The sequence below is a fragment of the Streptomyces sp. HUAS MG56 genome (assembly GCF_058673395.1).
This window is the reverse complement of the sequence record NZ_CM178722.1, coordinates 940,729-960,565: the sequence shown is the minus strand read 5'-3', so window position 1 is coordinate 960,565 and position 19,837 is coordinate 940,729. Positions and strand designations below refer to the sequence as shown.

At 70.7% G+C, this 19,837-nt stretch carries 16 protein-coding genes and 2 pseudogenes; 8 read left to right on the top strand and 10 right to left on the bottom strand.

Going from position 1 to position 19,837, the window contains the following annotated elements; genetic code table 11:
* Positions 1–198: 198 nt before the first annotated feature.
* Positions 199–927: a rhomboid-like protein gene (locus AC4OXY_RS04780; RefSeq protein ID WP_491993248.1), complete on the top strand. Its 729-nt coding sequence runs from the start codon at positions 199–201 to the stop codon at positions 925–927.
* A gap of 585 nt (positions 928–1,512) precedes the next feature.
* Here AC4OXY_RS04780 and AC4OXY_RS04775 read toward each other — a convergent pair.
* Positions 1,513–1,641, bottom strand: coding sequence for a hypothetical protein (locus AC4OXY_RS04775; RefSeq protein ID WP_491993247.1), 129 nt, complete (start codon positions 1,639–1,641; stop codon positions 1,513–1,515).
* A gap of 485 nt (positions 1,642–2,126) precedes the next feature.
* On the opposite strand from AC4OXY_RS04775, the gene AC4OXY_RS04770 reads away from it, so the two are divergent.
* Positions 2,127–2,360, top strand: coding sequence for a helix-turn-helix domain-containing protein (locus AC4OXY_RS04770; protein WP_491994787.1), 234 nt, complete (start codon positions 2,127–2,129; stop codon positions 2,358–2,360).
* Positions 2,361–2,546: 186 nt separating this feature from the next.
* On the opposite strand, the gene AC4OXY_RS04765 is transcribed toward AC4OXY_RS04770, so the two are convergent.
* Positions 2,547–3,122: a TetR/AcrR family transcriptional regulator gene (locus AC4OXY_RS04765; protein WP_491993246.1), complete on the bottom strand. Its 576-nt coding sequence runs from the start codon at positions 3,120–3,122 to the stop codon at positions 2,547–2,549.
* Positions 3,123–3,213: 91 nt separating this feature from the next.
* On the opposite strand from AC4OXY_RS04765, the gene AC4OXY_RS04760 reads away from it, so the two are divergent.
* Both AC4OXY_RS04760 and AC4OXY_RS04755 read left to right on the top strand, forming a co-directional pair.
* On the top strand, positions 3,214–4,044 hold the full coding sequence (locus AC4OXY_RS04760; RefSeq protein ID WP_402071248.1) for an oxidoreductase: 831 nt from the start codon (positions 3,214–3,216) through the stop codon (positions 4,042–4,044).
* Between the two features lie 367 nt (positions 4,045–4,411).
* Positions 4,412–4,588 carry a hypothetical protein gene (locus tag AC4OXY_RS04755; protein ID WP_491993245.1) on the top strand — a complete coding sequence of 59 codons (177 nt, stop codon included), beginning with the start codon at positions 4,412–4,414 and terminating at the stop codon, positions 4,586–4,588.
* Positions 4,589–4,962: 374 nt separating this feature from the next.
* On the opposite strand, the gene AC4OXY_RS04750 is transcribed toward AC4OXY_RS04755, so the two are convergent.
* A complete protein-coding gene (locus tag AC4OXY_RS04750) occupies positions 4,963–5,580 on the bottom strand; it encodes a TetR/AcrR family transcriptional regulator (RefSeq protein WP_356028089.1) in 618 nt (205 codons plus the stop codon).
* Between the two features lie 127 nt (positions 5,581–5,707).
* Between AC4OXY_RS04750 and AC4OXY_RS04745 the strand changes: the two genes are divergently transcribed.
* Positions 5,708–6,700: a 4,5-dihydroxyphthalate decarboxylase gene (locus AC4OXY_RS04745; protein ID WP_491993244.1), complete on the top strand. Its 993-nt coding sequence runs from the start codon at positions 5,708–5,710 to the stop codon at positions 6,698–6,700.
* A 367-nt stretch (positions 6,701–7,067) separates the two neighbouring features.
* Here AC4OXY_RS04745 and AC4OXY_RS04740 read toward each other — a convergent pair whose 3' ends face one another.
* The 3 genes and pseudogenes from AC4OXY_RS04740 to AC4OXY_RS04730 form a co-directional block, all read right to left on the bottom strand.
* On the bottom strand, positions 7,068–7,205 hold the full coding sequence (locus AC4OXY_RS04740; RefSeq protein ID WP_356028093.1) for a hypothetical protein: 138 nt from the start codon (positions 7,203–7,205) through the stop codon (positions 7,068–7,070).
* A 370-nt stretch (positions 7,206–7,575) separates the two neighbouring features.
* Positions 7,576–7,815, bottom strand: a pseudogene (locus AC4OXY_RS04735) (TniB family NTP-binding protein); the annotation flags it as partial.
* Between the two features lie 199 nt (positions 7,816–8,014).
* A complete protein-coding gene (locus AC4OXY_RS04730; protein WP_356028095.1) occupies positions 8,015–8,758 on the bottom strand; it encodes an alpha/beta fold hydrolase in 744 nt (247 codons plus the stop codon).
* Between the two features lie 49 nt (positions 8,759–8,807).
* Between AC4OXY_RS04730 and AC4OXY_RS04725 the strand changes: the two are divergent.
* Positions 8,808–9,188: pseudogene (locus AC4OXY_RS04725) on the top strand (winged helix-turn-helix transcriptional regulator).
* Between the two features lie 340 nt (positions 9,189–9,528).
* On the opposite strand, the gene AC4OXY_RS04720 reads toward AC4OXY_RS04725, so the two are convergent.
* A complete protein-coding gene (locus AC4OXY_RS04720; protein WP_491993243.1) occupies positions 9,529–11,487 on the bottom strand; it encodes an AfsR/SARP family transcriptional regulator in 1,959 nt (652 codons plus the stop codon).
* Positions 11,488–11,767: 280 nt separating this feature from the next.
* Here AC4OXY_RS04720 and AC4OXY_RS04715 point away from each other — a divergent pair, with 280 nt between their 5' ends.
* Entirely contained in the window at positions 11,768–13,816 is a 2,049-nt protein-coding gene (locus tag AC4OXY_RS04715) for a GAF domain-containing sensor histidine kinase (RefSeq protein WP_356028101.1), read from the top strand.
* A complete protein-coding gene (locus AC4OXY_RS04710) occupies positions 13,809–14,504 on the top strand; it encodes a response regulator (RefSeq protein ID WP_376294104.1) in 696 nt (231 codons plus the stop codon). The genes AC4OXY_RS04715 and AC4OXY_RS04710 overlap by 8 nt, the downstream gene beginning before the upstream one ends.
* On the opposite strand, the gene AC4OXY_RS04705 is transcribed toward AC4OXY_RS04710, so the two are convergent.
* From AC4OXY_RS04705 to lanL, 3 genes are all read right to left on the bottom strand, one after another.
* Complete coding sequence (locus tag AC4OXY_RS04705; protein ID WP_491993242.1) at positions 14,471–16,786, bottom strand: M14 family metallopeptidase; 2,316 nt, start codon at positions 16,784–16,786, stop codon at positions 14,471–14,473. The genes AC4OXY_RS04710 and AC4OXY_RS04705 overlap by 34 nt on opposite strands.
* Before the next feature lie 146 nt (positions 16,787–16,932).
* Positions 16,933–17,034 (bottom strand): ALQxL family class IV lanthipeptide, encoded by a 102-nt coding sequence (locus tag AC4OXY_RS04700; protein ID WP_191873955.1) that lies wholly within the window; start codon positions 17,032–17,034, stop codon positions 16,933–16,935.
* Between the two features lie 32 nt (positions 17,035–17,066).
* The gene (gene lanL / locus AC4OXY_RS04695; protein ID WP_491994786.1) at positions 17,067–19,829 is read right to left on the bottom strand and encodes a class IV lanthionine synthetase LanL; all 2,763 of its coding nucleotides are present in this window, start codon (positions 19,827–19,829) and stop codon (positions 17,067–17,069) included.
* Positions 19,830–19,837 lie beyond the last annotated feature (8 nt).

Below are 19,837 nucleotides of genomic sequence, written 5' to 3'. Positions count from 1 at the left end.
CCACCCCCGACACCAATCCGAAGAGAGCAGAACGGAGTCCTACTGCAGCATCGCTTGGTGAGAATCCCTCTCATGTTGGCCGCCGTCGGAACCAGTCGCGGTGGCTGACGGTCTCTTCCCGGGAAGGGCGGGCACATCGCCCTTGAGTGCCCGATCGCGGGTGGCAAGCGTCGATCAAAAGCGTATGAGAGCAGGGAAATGAGGGCTGTGGAGACGTTGAGGCGGCGGCTGCCTGGCACCGTCGTATACGTGACGGCCCTGCTGCTCACCGCGTGGTGGCTGAAGGGACAACCGGCAGCGGAACGGGCCCGCTTCATGCGCCACAACAGCAGCAACGTGCACCACCTGGATGTCGGCAAGTGGTGGACCTTGTTCACGAGTGGGCTGGTGGTCGACGGTGTACCGGCCCTGGTCGGTATCGCCGCGGTGGCCGGGGTGCTGGGATGCGCCGAGTGGCGCTGGGGGACACTGCGCGCGTGCGGAGTCTTCGTCTTCGGTCACCTCACCGCGACCCTGCTCACCGAGGGCGCCCTGTGGCTGATGCACGTCGCCCATCTGCCGGGCGTGCCCACCCGGGCCCGTGACGTGGGCATCAGTTACGGACTGGTGACGACCGCCGCCTGCCTGTTCGCCCTCGCCGCCGGCCGGCTGCGCCGCTATGGCCTGCCTCTGCTCGCCGCGGCGCTGACGGCCGCGCTGCTGTACGACCAGGAGCTCGCGGACGTCGGCCACCTGGCCTCCCTCGCACTGGGCTCCCTCGCCGCCCGCACGGCGTGGCTGCGCGCCCCGTCCGGCCCCCCAGTACGCACGATGCCCGTCGCGCGCGATCCCGTCGGCGCCGCATTCCCGAGCGGGAGTGCCCCGGTGAGGAACGACGGCGTTGGTGCGCGGGGTACGCCAGGAGCAGTCCCGAACGGCGGGCGTTGAGTGGTTCGCTGTCCCAGGCCGACAGGCCCGGGTGCGGGAGCTGGAAAGGTGGTTCGGAAGGCTTGCGCCCGTGGTTCTCCGCCCTGCACCCGGTGCTGGACTCGATCAGCGCGACGGCCTCGGGGTGGGGTATCGGCCAGGAATTCTGGGACTCTGACACGCGGTCTGTGTGCTCCAGACGGTGGATTGAAGGCCCAGCCGGAAACCCCGGGCCCCCGGCTCAACTCCCGGCCACGAGGCCGCCCATGGGCACGAACTGGAAACAGCCCCATGGTCGGGGCTGTGGTCGGTCCCACGCCCCCGAGCACGTCTGTGCCGGGGCGAGCGAGGCCATGGCAGGCCGCAGTGGCGGGCCGTCGGCCCTGGGAGCTGTGGGGAAAGAGGCGATGGCCGGTCCGCAGCAGCCTGTAGCTGCTGCGGGACGCGGTGGCGAACGGGTCATGTCGGCCATCGTGAGGCGTCTGGCCCGCCGGGAGTTCGTCAATCCCTCAGACCAGCAGCCGCGGCCCCGCCTCCGAATCCGTCACCTTCAGAGGTCAGGGTGACCACGCAGGACGCGTCCCCTGCAGATACGGACTGCTATTTCTACGCGTGGAAGCCCAGCCACAGCAGCTCCAGGATGACGGGTACCGGGGGCATCGAGTCGTGCTCAGGCGGGCCCGTGGCCTGTACCAGCGAGGTGGACCTTGAGTACGACGACGACTTCTCGAGCATGTGGCTGACGGCAGGGACCGCGCGTCAGTCCCTGTGTGCGCCACCGCTGCGGTCGTCGACCGCGTCGGCAAGCTGCGTGAACCGCCCCGGTGACCCCAACCGTGCCCGGCGTACCACTACGTACGGGACTCTCGTGAGCTCGGGCGGCTCCGCGGGCGGCGGCATGGTGAACAGCCTCGTTCTGTACGTGCCCTGCGGGCAGTGGGAAGTTGGAGGGCCTGGTTGTCGTCGGGTTGGTCCCCGGCTCCAGGCCTTCCACTCGCCGTAGAGAGGATCGACTGTGACCTCGGACCACGACATGCTGTGGAGTCGTTGCGCGCTGCTGGGCCGTGTCCTGCTGCCGCTGGTGGACCAGGAGCCTTGGCGTCAGTCTCGTCGCCACGAAAACCTGCGGGTCTGGGGCATCGACACGGCGGCAGGCGCGCGAATGATCGAGGTCTTCGCGGCCCTGGCCGCCCACGCCGTCGCGGTCGACGCTTCCGTGTCTGCCGCGGAATTCGACGCTCTACCTGACCGAATGGCGCATGACCATCGCCCGCGGCCACCTCCGCGCCGACGATCTCAGCCTGGCCCAGATCGCCGACGCCGTCGGCTACGGTTCGCCGTTCGCCTTCGCCGCCGCCTTCCGCCGTCACCACGGAGAACCGCCCGGAATCTGGCAGCAGAGGGAACGAGCGGGCGCAGACACGCGAGTGCTGACCACGCACCCCGGCCTGTGAGCGGTGCTCGGCTCCGGCGGCCGGGTAGCGGGTCCGGCCGTCCTGCCGCAAGACCCGGGCTGACGTCAGAACAGTGGCCTGTGACAGCGGATCTACGCGGCAGTGGACAGCACCCTGGCGCGACCCGTGTTCGATGTTCACGAGCAGCGACAGCACCGTCTGACCCGAGTTCCGGGTCTCGTCGTGTCAGTTACCTGCTTGCCGGGTCGCGGTGGTCAGCCCGGGTGTGACGAGTGCGAGCCAGCGGGCGCGGGCCGTGGGTGGCTGGTCGGTGGGTGCGGTGGAGAACAGCAGGTAGATGTCGCTGACGGTGACGTCGGGGTGGATGTCGCCGTCGGCCTGGCCGGCGCCGATGAGGGCGGCGACAGCGGCACCGGCGCGGTCCTCGTCCGCGCGGTCACCCGGCTCCGCGCCCAGGGTCTGGGCGGCGGCCTTGACGGCGCGGTCGGTCACGGACGCTTCGACGACGCGGCCGAGGAACGCGGTCAGCTCGTCCACGGCGTGGGCACCGGCCTCGACGCGGCCGAGTGCGGTCTCGGCGTCGTCGGCGACGCGGGCGACGCATGCGGCGACGACCGCTGCGACCAGGTCTGTCTTGGTGGGGAAGTGCCGGTACAGGGTGCCCACGGCCACGCCCGCCGCGGCGGCGATCTCGTCCATGCCCACCTCGGGGCCGTGCGCGGTGATCTGCTCGCCGGCGGCGGCCAGGATCTTCTTCCGGTTGCGGACCGCGTCGGCGCGCGGCGCCCTGGCTGGAGTCACAGGGGTGCCTGCCCTTCCACTTGCATCAATCTGAACCTGGGTTCAGTATAGATGGTGAACCATAGTTCATCTTATGTGTGAGGACTCCGCCATGCCCGCCAAGACCGCCCTCGTCACCGGTGCCTCCTCCGGCATCGGCGAGGCCACCGCCCTCAAGCTCCACGAGCTCGGCTACACCGTCTACGGGGCCGCCCGCCGCACCGACCGGCTGCAGAAGCTGGCTGACAGCGGCATCCGCCCGCTGGCGATGGACGTCACCGACGACGACTCCATGCGCGCCGGCATCGAGAAGATCACCGCCGAGACCGGCCGGATCGACGTGCTGGTCAACAACGCCGGTTACGGTTCCTACGGCGCTCTCGAAGACGTCCCCCTGGACGAGGCCCGCTACCAGTTCGAGGTCAACGTCTTCGGCGCGATCCGCCTGACCCAGCTCGTTCTGCCCCGCATGCGCGCCCAGCGATCCGGCACCGTCGTCAACGTCACTTCGATGGGCGGCAAGATCTACACCCCGCTCGGCGGCTGGTACCACGGCACCAAGTTCGCCCTGGAGGCCCTCAGCGACTGCCTGCGGCTGGAGGCCAAGCCTTTCGGCATCGACGTCGTCGTGATCGAACCCGGCGGCATCGCCACCGAATGGGGCTCCATCGCCGCCGACAAGCTGGAGAAGTCCTCCACCGACGGTGCCTACGCCGCGCAGGCCGCCGCCGTGGCCACCTCCCTGCGCTCCGAGGCCAACGCCAACCGCAACTCCCCGCCCAGCGTCATCGCCGACGCCATCGGCAAAGCCGTCACCACCCGCCGCCCCAAGACCCGCTACGCCACCGGCTTCGGCGCCCGCCCCCTCATCACCCTGCGCCGCGTTCTGCCCGACCGCGTCTTCGACACCGCCATCTCCCGCGCTGTCGGCATGCCCCGCTGAACCGTCCGGGAGACCCCTGCAAGGCGCGGGGTGCTGACGAAGCCCGTGAACAAGGCCATCACCACGTGCCTTCGGTGCTGGTCTGCATCCTGCGTAACGCTGACCGGGGTGACGGACGAATTGCAGTGCCTGGCCGAGGATTTGACCGCGGACTACCTGCACGGCCGGTGGCGGCCGGAGGCGACCGAACAACACCGCGCCCGGATCCTGTCCACGCACGCGGCCACCGACGGGGGACTGGACGGCCTGGCGGCCGGCGGTGTCCTGGCGACGCCGTCCATCGAGCCGATGCTGCGCCCGCGACTCCTGGCGGCCGGCCTTGGTGCTCCGGGCCTACCCGGACGGCAGCGTGGAGGCCCAGGCCCTCGTGCGGGACCTGCTGGGCGCGATCACCGTCGGCGGCTTCCCGTTGCTGCCGCCTAGCCCCCTGCGCTACATCAAGGCCCCCGCGTGCTACGACGGCAAGGCCACCTCGCTGTTCCTGGCGGCGGCATCACCGGATGCCCCAACTGGCAGATGCGCGCCGTGCTTCAGCTGGATGTGATCGCCTCCGCGGCCACGCAGCCACGCCCGGGCCGTAGTCCGTCCGCGCAAGCTCGGCCTTCCTCCCGGAACGGGACCGGCAAGGGCCCTGCTACACCTGGCTGCACGTGTTGAGGCCCCGCTCCTGGCGCAGGCTCTGGGCATCACCGCGAGTACCGCCGTCCGCTGGAGGGTCCGCTGTGAAAGTGGATCAAGGTTGTGGATGATCACCGGCCGCGGGACGAGGTGGTCTGACGAATGACCGGTCCAGCACTCCTGTGTTTCGCGTGAGCTACCGCGACGTGCGGTGTGGGGATCAATGCGCTGGTGTCTGTCCGCTGTGATGCCCGTGGCGCGCTGCCTGAGCCGATCGGGCCGGCTTGGGGTCATCGCCCGTCACAAGATAAGCCCGGCGTGCAGGTCGTCTGCGAAGCCGGCCGTGTCCGTGAGTCCGAAGGCCACGCGCTGGAGCAGGAATCCGTGCAGCAGTGCCATCACCACGCGGGCTCCGCGGTCCGGGTCCATGGTGGCGGCCACCGCGCCCGCGGCCCGGCCGCGGCGCAGCGCGTCGGCGATGCTGGCGCGGACCTTCTCGAAGCCCTCGGTGGCCGGGCCACGCACCTCGTCGTTGCGCAGCATCTCCGACCACGCCTGCACGGCGCAGCGCAGCAGCTCGTCGACTGCGACCGTGTGCCCCGCCGCGTCCTGCACTGTCTGGCCGCTGATCGTGTCGAGCGCGGCGGCCACCAGTTCCGTGACGGCTGGGGCGTCTGTGCTCTCGGCCAGCCGCTCAACCGGTTCGAAGATCAGCCGGAACGCGTCGCCCGCAATAGCGAGGATGATCTCCTCCTTGCTCGTGAAGTAGCGGTAGGGCGCGCCGGCCGAGACGCCCGCCTCCGCGGCGATGTCCGGCATTGAGGTCTGGTGGAACCCGTCGCGGGAGAAGCAGCGGCGAGCCGCCGCGACGATCTCGGCGCGCTTGGCCTCGCGGCGCTCGGCTGTGATGCGCGGCATGGCGGTCCCTCTCATCGTGAATGAGCATTCATCTTGACGGCTCGACTATTCCGGGACCACCATAAAAGGTGAACGATCATTTACGGAAGCTGGCCTTCCCGTGTACTCCCCGAGAGGAGATCCACTGATGAGCACGCAGCTGAACATCGGCGTCTACGCCTACGAGCACACGGAGGCACTGTTCGACGGCCGGGTCGTGGTCGACGGGGTGGACGCGGTGTTCGAGACGGCGCCGCTCGTGTCGGACATCTTCCGTCGCGCCGTCGAGGGGTACTACGACCTTGCCGAGTTCGGTCTCACCTACTTCCTGCGCACCTTCGACCTCGACGATGCGCCGTTCCTGGCGCTGCCGATCCTGCCCAATCGCAACTTCCGCCACTCGGCGATCTTCGTGAACACCGCCAGCGGGGTTGAGAAGCCGCAGGACCTCGTCGGCAGGACCGTCGGCGAGTTCGGGCTCTACGGCCACGACGCCGGGATCTGGCCGAAGGGCATCCTGGCTGACGAGTACGGCGTGACCCCGGCCCAGTGCCGCTGGGTCATCGGCGGCACCAACCACCCCCTCCCCGCCTTCGACTGGGTCCCGCAGCCCGTCCCGGACGGCGTCGACGTGCGCCACGCGGAGGACGGCCAGACCCTGGGTGCCATGCTCGAATCCGGTGAGATCGACGCACTAATCTCCGTCGACGTGCCGAAGGCGGTGCTGGACGGCTCGCCGAAGGTCGCCCGTCTGTTTCCCGACTACGAGGCTGTGGAGCGCGACTACTACCGCCGTACCGGGATCTTCCCGCCGATGCACATCGTCGCGATCCGCAGGGAACTGGCACAGCGGCAGGGCCTCACGCGAGTCGTCTACGATGCCTTCACGGAAGCCAAGGAACTCGCCGAGCGGAAGTACCTCGACGACGCCGCGAAGCAGCACATGCGCGTCATCACGCCGTGGTTCAGCGCGCTGTTCGAGGAGAACCGTCGGCTGCTCGGCGACGACTGGTGGCCCTACGGGATCGACGCGAACCGCAAGGCCATCGACACGTTCTTGCGCTACCACCACGAGCAGGGCCTGTCGAAGCGCCGGCTGACGTGCGAGGACATCTTCGTGCCGGAACTCCTCGACACCTGAGTCGAGCGGCAACGACGCTTCGGGTTGGGGCTGCCTGGCATGATGATCCCCGGACAGTTCCGCATCCGGCCGATCCGGGCCACAAGCCGGGCTCGGGGGTGAACAACCTGAAGGACCCGGTGGTGACGAAGCTGCACACCGCGGTCTGCTCGGGCAAGGTCACCCTGAAGGCTGCGCAGAACGCCATCGTGACCGACTGGACCACCGCGCTGAGCAGGCTCGGCCTGGCCGCCTGACGGACCGGCACGCCGGGCAGCGGTGTTGAACTGAACGGCCGGGAAGGGGTCTACGGGGCTGAGCCGACGCGGCTCGGGCCCGTCACCCGAAGCTACCGGGCGTCCTTCGCGCGCTGATCCTGGGCCTGGGGTCAGGAGCGGGGTGGCCGGCAGGCGAGGGCGACGATGAACCGTCGCGCGAGGCTGCGCCCGTGGCCCAGCGGGGTCGAGCCGGGTTCGGCGGCGAAGGCCTTGACGAGCCGCCCGAGGAACGAGCCGGCTCGGATCATCAAAAATCCCTTGGCGTGGGTGGACGTCGGCCGTCGAGACGCTTGAGGCGGCACGCCCCCGTATTGAGGCGGTGCGCGCCTACGTCAAGGAGCACGGCCAGCTGCCGCCCGAGTACGAGGACGCGCCGGACATGACCGACGCCATCGTGGTTGACGCGCGGGGCCGGCGGGGCGCCGCGTGACCTACCGGCTCCACGCCCCCGCCGACCAGTACGACGTCTACAAGAATCTTTCGGACGAGGCACGCCGTGACATCGCGGTGTGCCTCGTCGACGCCGTCCATGACCGCATCGGGGCCAGCGAGCCCGTGTTCGGTGAGGTCTTTGAGGAGGTCGGCTGCTTGGGCGCCGGTGGTGGTGCGGGGGTTGAGGCGGCGGATTTCGTCCATGAGGACGAGTTGGACGCCGGTGGTGTTGTGGGTGTGGCAGACGGCGTCGGTGATCTGAGCCTGGGTCATGCGGGTGGTGGTGGGGATGCCGAGGTAGCGGGCGAATTCGGCGGTGAGGGTTTTCGCGGTGGCGCCGGGCGGGACGAGGACGTAGACGACCGGGACCTGAGGGTGTTGGCGGCCGGGTGCGGGCGGGTTGCGGTGGTGTAGGACAGGTGACAGGCGCGTGCGACGTGGAGCAGGGCGGTGGTTTTCCCTGAGGATGCGGGCTCGGTGACGATCAGTGAGGGCCTTGCGGTGGTGGTCTGGTGGCGGCCGAGGATCATCAGGGTGCGGGCCTGGGTGGCGAGGGTAACGCCAGAGGATGCACGCCCCGAGCAGACACTCGCGTGTTCCGTGACCCTGCCCAACCGGCGACCGGTCAGCCAGCCTTCAACAGCAGGTCGGTGAGTGCGTCCGGCACGGTGACCATGCAGTCATGGCCGCTTTGCAGCTCCCACACCTGCGACGCCGCGCCGCCCGGCTGCACCGCCGGCACCGGGCGGCGCGTGACGTCCCCCGGTGCGCTGCCGACACAGTGGATGTGCGTCCGGGAAATCGCGTCCACGGCCGGGTTGTCCAGCCGGACCGGCTGCAGGAAGCAGCGCACCGACTCGTCCGACAGCATCGTGCGCAGCCACGCCGTGTCCGCCGGGTCGGTCACCCCGAACAGACCCATGGGCGCGGGCATTTCCGGCACGGGCGGGATGCGCCAGGGGGCGTCGGAGGCAGCGGCCGCGTCGATCAGTCGCTGGGTCTTCTCCGGTATGACGTCCAGCGCGCTCTCACCGTCAGTCGGGACCATCGCGTCGACGTAGACCAGATGCGCGATCCGGTCCGGGACCTCGCCGGCCACGCCGGAGATGACCATTCCGGCGTAACTGTGGCCGACCAGCACCACGTTGGTGAGGTCCCGCTCGCCGAGGAGAGCGACGACGTCTGCGATGTGGGTGTCCAGGCCGACGTCCGGAGTGAGCAGGTGTTCCTTCTCGCCGTGGCCGGTCAGCGAAGGGGCGAACACCCGATGCCCGGACCGGGTCAGCAAGGGAACCACCCGGTCCCAGACGCGCCCGCTGTGCCAGGCACCATGGACAAGAACATAGGTTTTCGTGTGCGACGTACTCATGCGGAAAGACGCTACTGAGCCGATAGGTACCTCCTGGTAACCTTCGGCCATGCACGACTCAGCCGGAAGCGTCTTCCTGGCCGACTGCCCAGCCCGTCTCGCCATCGACATCATCACCGACAAATAAGCCGTCATCATCCTGTTCGCCTTCAGCCGCAGGCCCCGCCGGCACGGTGAACTCGTCGACCTCGTCGGTGGCATCTCCCGCAAGGTACTCACCCAGACACTGCGCAGACTTCAGAGCTACGGCCTGGTCGAACGCCATGCCTATGCCGAGGCACCCCCACGGGTCGAATACAGCCTCACCGACCTCGGTCAAACCCTCACCGAACCCATCGCCGCTCTGACCGACTGGGCGAAGACGTACGGCGCCGCCGTCGCCGACTTCCAGGAAGCGGCGCAGCAGGACACCACCGCCTCCGGCACCTGACCCGTGACTGCCACCGGACAGGTGATCAAGAAGGGCACTGTCTACGCGGTCTGTGAGCCGAGCAGACAGTCCGGATCGCAGCCTGCCACTACACCGCCCGCGACCCACGACGGCCCCTGACAGCCCTTGGAATCCCCTGACCAACTGGACGAATCGACAACACGCAAAGACCCTGACCCGGAACCCGCCGTAACATTCTGGCGGGGCCAGCGGCGAATCCAGACGCACCGGTCGCCGCTGGATGCCCACGTGGCAACCCGAAGCATCCAGCCCGAGACCGCGGCTGCGGTTGCGCGGGACGCGCCGACGTTGGAGCCGAGCCCATCGCGCGGGCTCCCGATCAGCCCCTGATCCGCAGCACGGGAAACGGCACCGGGGCGACGTCGATCTCTTCCATGCACCCGGCGTACATCCGGTAGCGGCGCCTGGCCTCGCCATGGCGGCCCGCAGCCGCCAGCAGCCGGACCAGGGCGAGATGGGTGTCCTCGTCGTACGGATCACGTTCCAGCAGACGGAGCCTGTAGTGGATCTCGGCGTAGGCGTCGCGGTTCTCGGCGGCCGCCGCGGCGAGCCTGGCCAGCAATTCCGCATGGGCGGCCTGGGCCTCCTCCCGCAGGGCCGTCGCCCACTGCGCGTACGGTTCGTCCGCCAGGACGTCTCCGCGGTACAGGCCCTCGGCGGCGGCCAGCGCCGCGAAGGCGTGCTCGGTTGACCGCCCGGCGACGCCCAGCGCATGGCGTGCCGCGGCCAGGAACTCCTGCACGTCCACGTGCAGCCGGGCCAGGCCCACCACATAGTTGTCCGCGACGATGAAGTGGTCCTGGGCCATACGGCGCTGCGGATCGAGGACCAGACGCAGGACGGACAGCGCCACCGACAGCCGGTTGGCGCACCGGGCGGGATCCTGCTCGGGCCACAGCTCCTCCATCAGCAGTTCACGCGGTGTGGGCAGGCCGCGCCTGGCCACCAGGAGCTTGAGGAGGTCCCGTGCCTTCTTCGACTGCCACTGCTCGGCCCCGACCGGGCAGCCGTCCCGCAGGACCTGGAAGCCGCCCAGCACCCGCACCGTCACGGACGGGCACTGACTCGCCGCCGCCCGGTTGAGCAGCCCCGCCGCATCGCCGGCCCCAGCCCCCACCCCGAACTGGCCCAGCCGGGCGGTGGCCTCGCGCACCCGCGTCGCGCCGGCATCCTTGAGCCGCGCCCGTGCCACGGCGACCCTGGCCACCGCCAACGGACGCTGCGCGGTGGCCCACATCTCCTCGGCGTCCCCCAACAGCGCCTGCCGCGTGGCGGGATCGACGGCACACATCGCCTCCAGCTCCAGCAACTCGGCGAACACCGCCCGGCTCCCCTGCGCACCGGGCTCGCCTGCTGCCTGCCGGGCCGACTCCTCGGCCGCCTCACAGCGCCCGGCCGTCAGCGCGATCCAGCCGCCCGCCAGCAGGGCGCGGATCCGCGGCGGACCGGCGCACCCCAGGGCCGCCCGGGACGCCAGAACCGCTGCCGAGTGAGGCTCGCTGCCGCCGCGGGACAGAGCGAGCCCGGTCAGCGCCGCGGACAGCGTCTGGCGGTCGCCGGACCGTTCGGCGAGGACCACTGCTTCCTGGTAGGCGGCCCTGGCCGGCCCCAGCTCACCACGCTCCCGGTGGACATCGCCGACACCGAGCAGCGCCGGCGCCCCCAGCGCGAGGCCCGCGCCGTCTCCCAGTCGGTGATAGTCCATCAGCACATCGGTGAACTCGGCGGCGGACCGGTCCAGTTCACCCAACACCAGCAGTGCGGCGGCCCGCCGGCACCGCGCCGAAAGCAACAGGGCCACCGCCAGTACGGCATCCTGACCGGCCGTACCCAGCGCACTGTCCAGTTCGGCGAGGACCTCACGCGGCTCCCCCTGCTCGATCCGCTGCTGCGCCGTACCCACCACCGACAGCAGCCGCAGCAGTGGATCGCCCGCCGTACGGGCGGCCTGCAGCGCGCACTGCCGGTGATGCTCGGCGGCCGCACACCGGCCGTCCGTGGCCGCCACGGCCGAAGCCGTAGTGCGAGCCACCACCACGGCGTACGGATCACTGCAGTGCTCCAGCGCGCCCACGGTGCGCCTGACGAGGTCCTGGGCCTGCCTCAGCGCGCCCCGCGCGCAGTGGGCGGCGGCGGCCCAGGCCGCCGCCGCGATCTCCTCGGGTGTGTTCAACCCGGCCGAGGCCAGGCGCCGGTGGGCGGCCACGGCCCGTTGCGGTTCGCCCAGCAGCTGGAACAGCGCGACCAACCGACCGTCCTCGCCGGACTGCTCGCGCAACAGGTGTGCGACCGTCGTACATCGCGCCTTTTCGCGCTCAGGTAACCGGTGACACGGTGCCGTCTGTGTGGTGGTCATACCCGCCCCCTCGCCGCCCGCTGCGCGGCGCCAGCCACGCTCACCGCGACCCGGCCCCCCCGGATCGCCCAGCGAGAAGTGTGCCCTTCGCCGCCCGGACGGCGAAGGCGGGCGCCCTCTCTTCTGGTATGGAGGTTGTCCGCCACCACAGTAGGAGGCATGCGTCCTGTACAGCGCAAAACGGTCAAGGAACACTTGCGCCATGGCGGTTGAGGACGCACGGGGCATGCGTGTCCTGGCGATCTGCGGTGGACTGGGGCTGCTCTACGCGGTCGGGCTCGGGGCCTTGCTCTCGGCCACGCGGACGCTGCCCTGGGCTCTGGGCGCGGTATCGCCGTGCTATCTGGCGGGGCTTGCACTGTGCTGGAAGGCCCCGGCCCATCCGGTCGCGCGGCGGGCGCTGGCGACCGGATCGTGGGCTGCCCTCGGGCTGGTCGTGCGCTTCACCGTGGCTGCCCTGGGCTCCGTCGCCGGCTGGGTCCCGGGACCGGCCGCCAGCTGGCCGTTGCTACTGCTGGCCCGCACCATCGACGTGATCGCGGCCGTCATGACCGCCCGGCTGCTCGCCCTGCTGCCGGACGGACGCGAGCACCGCGCCCGCGAACGCATCACGCTGCGGCTGCTGTGGCTGCTGCTCGCAGCTCCGCTCGTACTCATGGCGGTGCCGATGCCGCAGTGGCTGGAGCTGCGGCTGCTCGTCCAGCCGGAGGCATGGATGCCCGCAATCGGAGCGGGGCTGCTGCTGGCACGCTCGCTGCCGGGAACCAAGCGCCCCGACACCCGGAACACCGGCCGGTGGCCCGCGGTCGTAGCAGCGGCCTTCGCTCTGTTCGCTGCTCGCGGCTCCATGCGGCTTGTGCGGATGTGGCAGGGAGACAGCGGGCCGGCCTACTTCGTCGGCTGCACCCTGGGCGCGCTGCCCTATGTCCTGATCTCGGCGGGTCTGGTGTACGCGGCGTTCCGGCACCGGCTGCCGGGGCTGGACTTCACCGCCCGGCGCTCCACCGTCTACGGCCTGCTCTGGGTCATCATCGGCGGATGGTACCTGGGCATGGTCACCGCCCTGGGGCTCACCGCGAGCCAGTACCTTCCCATCAGCGCCGCCGTCCTGGTGGCCGTCGCCGCGACGATGCTGTTCCAGCCGCTTCGCCAGCAGCTCAACCAGGTGGCCGCACGGCGCGTGTTCGGGGTGCGACGCTCCAACTTCGAACTTCTGGTGCAGTTCGGCACGACCCTTGAGCACGCCTACGACCTGACGCTGCTGGCACCGCAGCTCGCTGTCAGCCTGCAGGAGTGGCTGGTCCTGCGCTGGGTGAACGTCGAGCTGGGCACCGCCGATCCGGGCCGGCTTCCCTCCGCCCGGGGCACCGCGGGCACGATGCCGGACGGCACGGACGCCTCACCCACCAGGGTACGGCTGTGTTACGGCGACGACGTCCTCGGCTTCATCGAGTACGGGCCCAAGGCCCAGGGCCGGTTCACCCCCGAGGACCGAGACCTGGTCGAGACCCTGGCCCGGCAGGCGGCACTGGCGGTACACAACGCACGCCTCAATGCCGAACTCTCCATCCGCATCGAGGAAGTGCAGCGCCAGGCCAGCGAACTCAACGCGTCCCGCACGCGCATCGTTCAGGCGCAGGACACCGAAAGACGCAGGATCGAGCGCCAGCTCCATGACGGCATACAGCAGGAACTCGTCGCGCTCGTAGCCAAGTTACGACTCGCCCGCAACCAGCTGTGCCGCAACGGCGACACGGTGCACACCACCCTCACCGAACTCCAGGACGACGCCTGCCGGGTCATCGACGGACTGCGCGAGCTCGCCCACGGCATCCATCCGCCCGTCCTGACCGACCAGGGCCTGGCGGCGGCCGTGATGTCCCGGGCCCGCAGACTGCCGATCCCGGTGACCGTCGAGATCGAACCCTCCGTGCGCGCGGCACGCTTCACACCCGACATCGAGGAGGCGGCGTTCTTCGTGGTGTCGGAAGCACTCACCAACGTCCTCAAACACGCCCGGGCAGCCGGTGTGACCGTACGCATCGGCCGCGCCGGCGGATCACTGCTGCTGGACGTCAGCGACGACGGGGTCGGGCTGTGCTCGACCACCGGGCTCGGCTCCGGACTGACCGGCATGCGCGACCGGATCGAGGCCGTCGGCGGCGAACTGTCCATCATCAGCCGGCCCGGCAACGGCACCACACTGCACGCGCGCATCACCGAGACGCGACGGGAGACCGCAGATGTCTGAACCAACGTCCACCAGGATGCGGGTCGTCATCGCCGAGGACCACTACCTGGTGCGCGAGGGCACTCGCCGTCTGCTGGAGGACACCGGCGAGGTGGTCGTCGTCGCTGCCGTCGGCACCGCGGAAGAACTGCTGGACGCGGTCCAGCGGCTGCGTCCCGACGCCGTGATCGCCGACATCCGGATGCCGCCCGACCACCACACCGAAGGCATCACCGCCGCGCACGCCATCCGCGCCGGCCACCCCGGCATAGGCGTGGTCGTGCTCTCCCAGCACGCCAACGAGCAGTACGCCTTCGCCCTGTTCCAGCACGGCACCGACGGATTGGCCTACCTGCTCAAGGAACGCATCGGCGAGCTTGAGGAACTGCTACGGGCCCTGCGGGAGGTCGCCGCCGGACGTTCCGTGATCGACCCGCGCATCGTGGAGGTTCTGGTGGGCAGCCTCACTCGCACCACCGATGCGCCGCTGTCCCAGCTGACCCGCCGAGAACTCGACGTGCTGCGGCACATGGCGCAGGGCAAGAACAACCGGTCCATCGCCGAATCCCTGTCGCTGTCGGAATCCACCATCGAAAAGCACGTCAACTCCACCTTCGCCAAGCTGGGCCTCGCCGAGGAGACCCAGCTGCACCGCCGCGTCACCGCGGTCCTCACCTATCTGCGCTCGGGCCCGGAACCGGGACCCTGACCCTGCGCCCGCGCGCCCGCGCACACATCCCCGACGTCCACCCGCTGCCCCCGGCCGACGGTGACCGCCTTGCCCCCCACCCGGTGCCCGCCCGGATCCTCACAGGTCAGGGTGTACGCCTCGGTGGAGCCATGGACAGTGGGCAGCGGCGAGCGGAAGTCGACCCGGCCCTTCCAGGGGTCCGCAACACGCGGGTCGGCCTGCTGGAAGTCGACCACCACGGCGGTGTACCGGCCCGGCGGCGGGTCGAACAGGACGACCTGCTGGGAGTCGGTGTCGCCGATGATCGACTCGCTCACCGTTCTGCCTGCCGCGTCCAGAACGTACAGATCCCATTCGGTGCTCCGCGACCGCCAGTTGACCGACACCGTCATACGCCCGTTGTCGGCCCGCGGCGGACCCTCGACGGTGAACGGGACACGGTCCGCCACCGGGTCCGTGGGGTAGTCGGTGTTCACCGGCGGCAGGACGGGCGGGTGGCCGAGGACGACCGGCGGCTGGACGGGGGCCTCGGGGTCTCGTCCGTAGCGCCCCGCCACGTAGGGCCGGGTGGAGGGGTTGACCGACCAGGCGAACCCGCCGCCCGGGGCGAGCAGCGTCGAATCGAGCGTGTCGGCCACCTCTAGCGGCGGCCCCTGCGATCCGTCCGCCCGCCGCACCGGCGAGGTCGGCGTCCGAAACGACTTGTGCAGCCGCAGCCGGTATCCGCGCGGTGCGGTCCCCACGACCGTGGCATGCGCCGCCGGGTCCGCGGTGTCGGCGAGCATCTCCAGCAGCGCCGCCCGGTTGCCGCCCTTGCCCGCCCCGGCCGCCGGAGCCAGACCCGCGTACTCGGCCACCACGCCGTCCGCGTAGGGAGGATGGGCGGTGCGCGGGCCGATCTCCAGGGTCAGGCCGAATCCCCCGGTGGCCCAGTACGACCAGTCCTCCGTCATCCCGGTCGCCTCGTACAACTCCCGTGCCGGTTCGCTGTGGTAGCCGTTGTGGGCGGCGAGCCGGTCGCCCAGGGCCCGGTAGGCCGGTTCGTCCAGCGGCGGCTGGGTGTCGTTGGCACCCGGCGGGCGCACCACGAGGTCCCCATAGGTGTGCAGACTCACCAGGTCGGTGACCTGCCGGGCGGAGACCAGAGAGCGCACATTTCGGGTCTCGGGCTCGGAGAAGGGCGCCGGCCCGCGGTAGTGGTCGTCGTCCCACAGCGGTGAGGCCCCGGCACCGCCCCAGAAGCCCGCGTAATTGCGGTTGAGGTCCACACCGCGCAACCGCCCGGCCGCGTTCGCCGCGCACGGTCCCGTCCGGTCCTGCGCCGGCGCGCCCCCGGCGGCGCAGTTCTTGCGCTTGTCCTCGTAGTCGAAACGGGAGAAGTCCCCCTTGGGCGCCGCCGTGCGGGAGACGGCGAAACCGTCGGGGTTGACGACCGGCACGATGACGCTGCGGGTCCTGCGCACCAGCGCACGGATCCGGGGATCGGTGCGGTAGCCGAGCGTCAGCTCGTACGCCCACTCCATCGCGATCTCCCCGCTGGGCCACTCCGAGGCATGGTGCAGACCGAGGGTCAGCATCACCGGCTTGCCGTCCTCTTTCCGGACCGGGTCAGTGGCGATCTCCACCCCGGACACCTCCCGCCCCTCGGCGGTCAGGTAGGGCAGCGTGACGGAGGTGACCAGCGACGGATGGGTACGGGCGAGGTCCTTCAACTCGTACTCGTACTCGTACAGTTGCCGATACGTGCTACGGCCGGAAGGCAGCGTGGAACGCGCCGCGGCGGCGGCAGGGCGACGGGTGGGAGCAAAGGATCCCTGCCCGGGCACGACATCAGCACGCAGGGACACCGTCCCGGCCCGGCCGGCATAGCGGCAGCCCTGCACGACCAGTCGCTGCCCCCGCACAACGGTTCCCTCGGCCAACTCCCGGCTGTGCGGCCCGGACGAGGCATCGACGAGGGCTCCGCCGGCCTTGTCGAACACGGCCACGTCCCAGTCCCCGGGCGCGCCGCCCCGGGGTGCCAGCCGCACCCGCAGCACACCGGTGGCCGGCGAGGTGACCTCGCGCACCGACACACCCGCAGTACCCGGACGGAGCAGGGCCGAGTAACAGGGCCGCGGCACGGCCCGGCCGGCGGAGAGTACGGCCCTGCCGACGGGGAAGGCGCGTGCCGCCGTCCCTGGCGGTGCCGGTACCGGAGCCAGGGCCGGTGCCGGCAGAGCGGCCAGGACGACGGCCCCCACCGGGACGACGGCAAGTACCGGCCACAGCGCTCTGCAGCGGCCCCGCAGTGTGCGCATGATCTGCCCTTCCCTCCAGCCCGGTCAGCCGGACCGGTCGTATCGGCCATGTCGGTGGTGTCCGCGATGTCACTCGTGCCGGTCGTGCCGGTCGGTCACCGCCCCCGCCGGGGCGGGGGCGGTGACCTGGTGGGCGGTCGCAGCCGTCAGAAGGTGCTGCAGCACGAGCACCGCGTCGGCTCGGGCCAGGCGCCGCTCTCGGGCTCCTCCTGCTCCAGAACCTGCAGGGCGTTCACGTCGAACTCCATTACCATTCACCTCCTTTCGTCATCGCGCATCATCAGCCGGTACCGGGGGCGGCCTGCGCCACCCGCGCACCGGAGTCCTCACTGCAGGCCTCATCGAGGCCTTCGGGTCTCGCCGCCGTCAGCGAGAGCGGCAGCCACATCCGCGGGCCGCCGTGCGTGAGCCGTGACAAGAAGGCGACCACTCCGGAGAGCCCGGTGTTGAAGTCGGCCCACACGGCCGTGCCGGTGTCGTCGGGGACGACCATGCGCCCGTCCCGCACGACATGGCGGGCATGGATGCCCAGCGCGAGTTCCGCGGCCCAGTCCCGGTACCTGTCCTCGCCGGTGGCCTGGGCGAGATCGAGCAGGAACTCGCCGTCCCCGGCGAGACCGTGGCACTGGGTGGGCCCTTCGTGCCAGCGGGTACGGCGCACGGCCACGGCCGCCTGCCGGGCCGCCCCCAGCAGCTCCTCCTCGCCGGTCTCCTGCCAGGCGCGCACCAGGAACGTGCCCGCTCCCGAGGAGCCGCTGCACCAGTGCGTCTTGCGCGGGCTGCCCGGCTCCCCGGTCCGCCAGTACGCGCCCTCCTCCTCCATTTCGGCGACGGCGAGCAGCGTCCGGGCGGCCTCGACGGCCAGTTCTGCGTGCGCGGCCGTACCGGTGGCTCGTGCGGCCGCCAGGAGAAAGGCACCCACCCCCGCCACACCGTGCGCGAACCCGTAATGGGCGAGGTCGTCGGAGGCCGCCAGCACCTCCCTGGGAATCGGCCACAGCAGCAGACCGTCCCTGCGCACCGCCATGTCGCTCAGCGCCTCGGCCGCCTGCCGCGCCCGTTCCAGGAACCGCGGCTCCCCGGTGGCCTCCCAGAACCGCAGCTGGGTCAGCCCGGCCCCGGCCACACCATGGCAGACATCGGGCACCGGCCCCTCCACCGGCACCCCGCCCGCCAGCGCTTTTGCATGGTCCAGCAGCGCGGCGTCCCCCAGCAGCCCGGCCGCGTCCAGCAGCGCCCAGGCGGTGCCCGACCGACCGTAGTACAGCCCCGGCAGGCACCGGGGCTCACGGCCCACCCGCCCGCTGATCCAGTGCGCCGCGCCACGCACCGCCTCATGCACCGCAGGCTGTGGTTCGAGCTGGTGGACCCGGACCAGTACACCGAGCACCCCGGCGGCGCCGTGCTGGACGTTGAACGGGTCCGCCACAGCCCCGGCCGGGCCGGACCGCCACAGTCGGTCGGAGCGCTCCGGAGTCATCGTGGTGATGAGGTGGTCAAGACCGTCCGTCACGAGCTGCTTGAGTTCGCCCTCCCCGAGACGCCGGCACGCCGGGTCCGGGGCCGGACGGGAGCGTACCGGTCCGGTCTGATCCTTTTGCAGCCGGTTCAGCACTTGGTCCAGGGCCGGCCGGGCTGCGGGATCGTCGTCGAGCAACGCCCGTACGAGCGGCGCGAGTCGGCGTGCGGCCGGGTTGTCGGCCGACAGCCGCCCCAGCCAGGAGACCAGCCGTTCCCTTTGCGCACCGGCCCCGCCGTCGCCGGAAGCCAGGAGCGGATCGACACCGGTTGCCAGATAGAACAGGGTCGCGCCGAGGCTGTACAGATCGGACTCGGTGCGGGGCGCGGCACTGATGCGCTCCGCGTTCACCTGCTCGGCCGCCGCGTAGCCGGGCGTGTGGACACGCTGGACGGGCTCCCCGGGACGGGCGAGCGTCTCCAGGTCGATCAGCCGCAAGGTGCCGTCACCGGCCACCATCACGTTGTTCGGATTGAAGTCCCGTAGCACCCAGCCCTTGTGGTGCACCGCCCGCATGAGTTCCGTCAGACGGCAGGCCAAGGACATCGTCTCGTCCGGGTCCGGCCCCCACGTGCCACCGTCGTCGAACACCATGTGGTCCAGCACCCAACGGCGCAGCGTGGCACCCACGATGGCCTCCTGCACCAGGAACAGATCACCCTGCTGCTCGAACACGGCGACCGGGCGCGCGGTGAAGCCGCTGCCGGCGAATTCGTCCAGCATCGCCGCCTCATGGCGCCGCAGACTGTGTGCGTCGCCCCCAGCCGTCGTGGCCGCCGCATGACGGCGCGCCTGCTTGACGATGACCGCCTCCCCGGTGCCCTGGTCGACCGCCCGGTAGACTCCGCCCGCGAAGGTATGCCGGATCACACTCCTGACCAGGAACCGTCCGTGCAGCAACACCGGTGCCGGCGTGGGCGGTTCGCAGGAGCGGCCGGGTGCGAACGGATCGCGCGGAGCCCACGGCGGCGGCGCGAACCACGCCCGGCGGCTGTCATCCACCAGCGCCCCGTCCGGGGCGATGAGCATCGCGGCACGCATCCCGTCCCCGTTCAGCGCGCTCACCCCGCTGAAGACCCCGTAGCGGTAGTGCACCAGGCTGTGCGGGAAACACGCTCGGTCGGACAGAATGCCGGGCCCGGGCAGGCCCAGGGTCGCCCGGTGCAGCTCACCGGCCACATCCCGCAACCAGTCCTCGTCCCCCTCCGGGTAGACGGTGAGGAACTTACCTCCTCCGCCCCGTTCGTAGTGCCGTGACACCAGTTCGCCCACTCGGTCGACAGTGCCGGCGAACTTGAACCTGCAGTTTCGCCGCACCAGGACCTCAGCCGCACGGCACAGCACCAAAGGAGCCGACAAGGGCGTAGCCGAAAGGTGCAGCTTCCAGCCCTGTACCTGCTGCGCCTCACGCGGCGGAGACACGTAACACCAGAAGTCCCCGGCCCTCACACGCCAACCGCCCACAGGCCCTGATCCATCGTCCCCGGCGCGCGAGAGCACGGCCGTGACGATGTCGCACAGCATCGTGTCGG

What these genes read in the sequence shown, in the direction of transcription:
- AC4OXY_RS04710 (WP_376294104.1), top strand. Translation starts at nt 13,809, where the DNA reads ATGTCTGAACCAACGTCCACCAGGATGCGGGTCGTCATCGCCGAGGAC.
- AC4OXY_RS04715 (WP_356028101.1), top strand. Translation starts at nt 11,768, where the DNA reads ATGGCGGTTGAGGACGCACGGGGCATGCGTGTCCTGGCGATCTGCGGT.
- AC4OXY_RS04740 (WP_356028093.1), bottom strand. Translation starts at nt 7,205, where the DNA reads ATGATCCGAGCCGGCTCGTTCCTCGGGCGGCTCGTCAAGGCCTTCGCC.
- AC4OXY_RS04775 (WP_491993247.1), bottom strand. Translation starts at nt 1,641, where the DNA reads ATGCTCGAGAAGTCGTCGTCGTACTCAAGGTCCACCTCGCTGGTACAG.
- AC4OXY_RS04750 (WP_356028089.1), bottom strand. Translation starts at nt 5,580, where the DNA reads ATGCCGCGCATCACAGCCGAGCGCCGCGAGGCCAAGCGCGCCGAGATC.
- AC4OXY_RS04730 (WP_356028095.1), bottom strand. Translation starts at nt 8,758, where the DNA reads ATGAGTACGTCGCACACGAAAACCTATGTTCTTGTCCATGGTGCCTGG.
- AC4OXY_RS04760 (WP_402071248.1), top strand. Translation starts at nt 3,214, where the DNA reads ATGCCCGCCAAGACCGCCCTCGTCACCGGTGCCTCCTCCGGCATCGGC.
- AC4OXY_RS04780 (WP_491993248.1), top strand. Translation starts at nt 199, where the DNA reads ATGAGGGCTGTGGAGACGTTGAGGCGGCGGCTGCCTGGCACCGTCGTA.
- lanL (WP_491994786.1), bottom strand. Translation starts at nt 19,829, where the DNA reads ATGCTGTGCGACATCGTCACGGCCGTGCTCTCGCGCGCCGGGGACGAT.
- AC4OXY_RS04705 (WP_491993242.1), bottom strand. Translation starts at nt 16,786, where the DNA reads ATGCGCACACTGCGGGGCCGCTGCAGAGCGCTGTGGCCGGTACTTGCC.
- AC4OXY_RS04700 (WP_191873955.1), bottom strand. Translation starts at nt 17,034, where the DNA reads ATGGAGTTCGACGTGAACGCCCTGCAGGTTCTGGAGCAGGAGGAGCCC.
- AC4OXY_RS04745 (WP_491993244.1), top strand. Translation starts at nt 5,708, where the DNA reads ATGAGCACGCAGCTGAACATCGGCGTCTACGCCTACGAGCACACGGAG.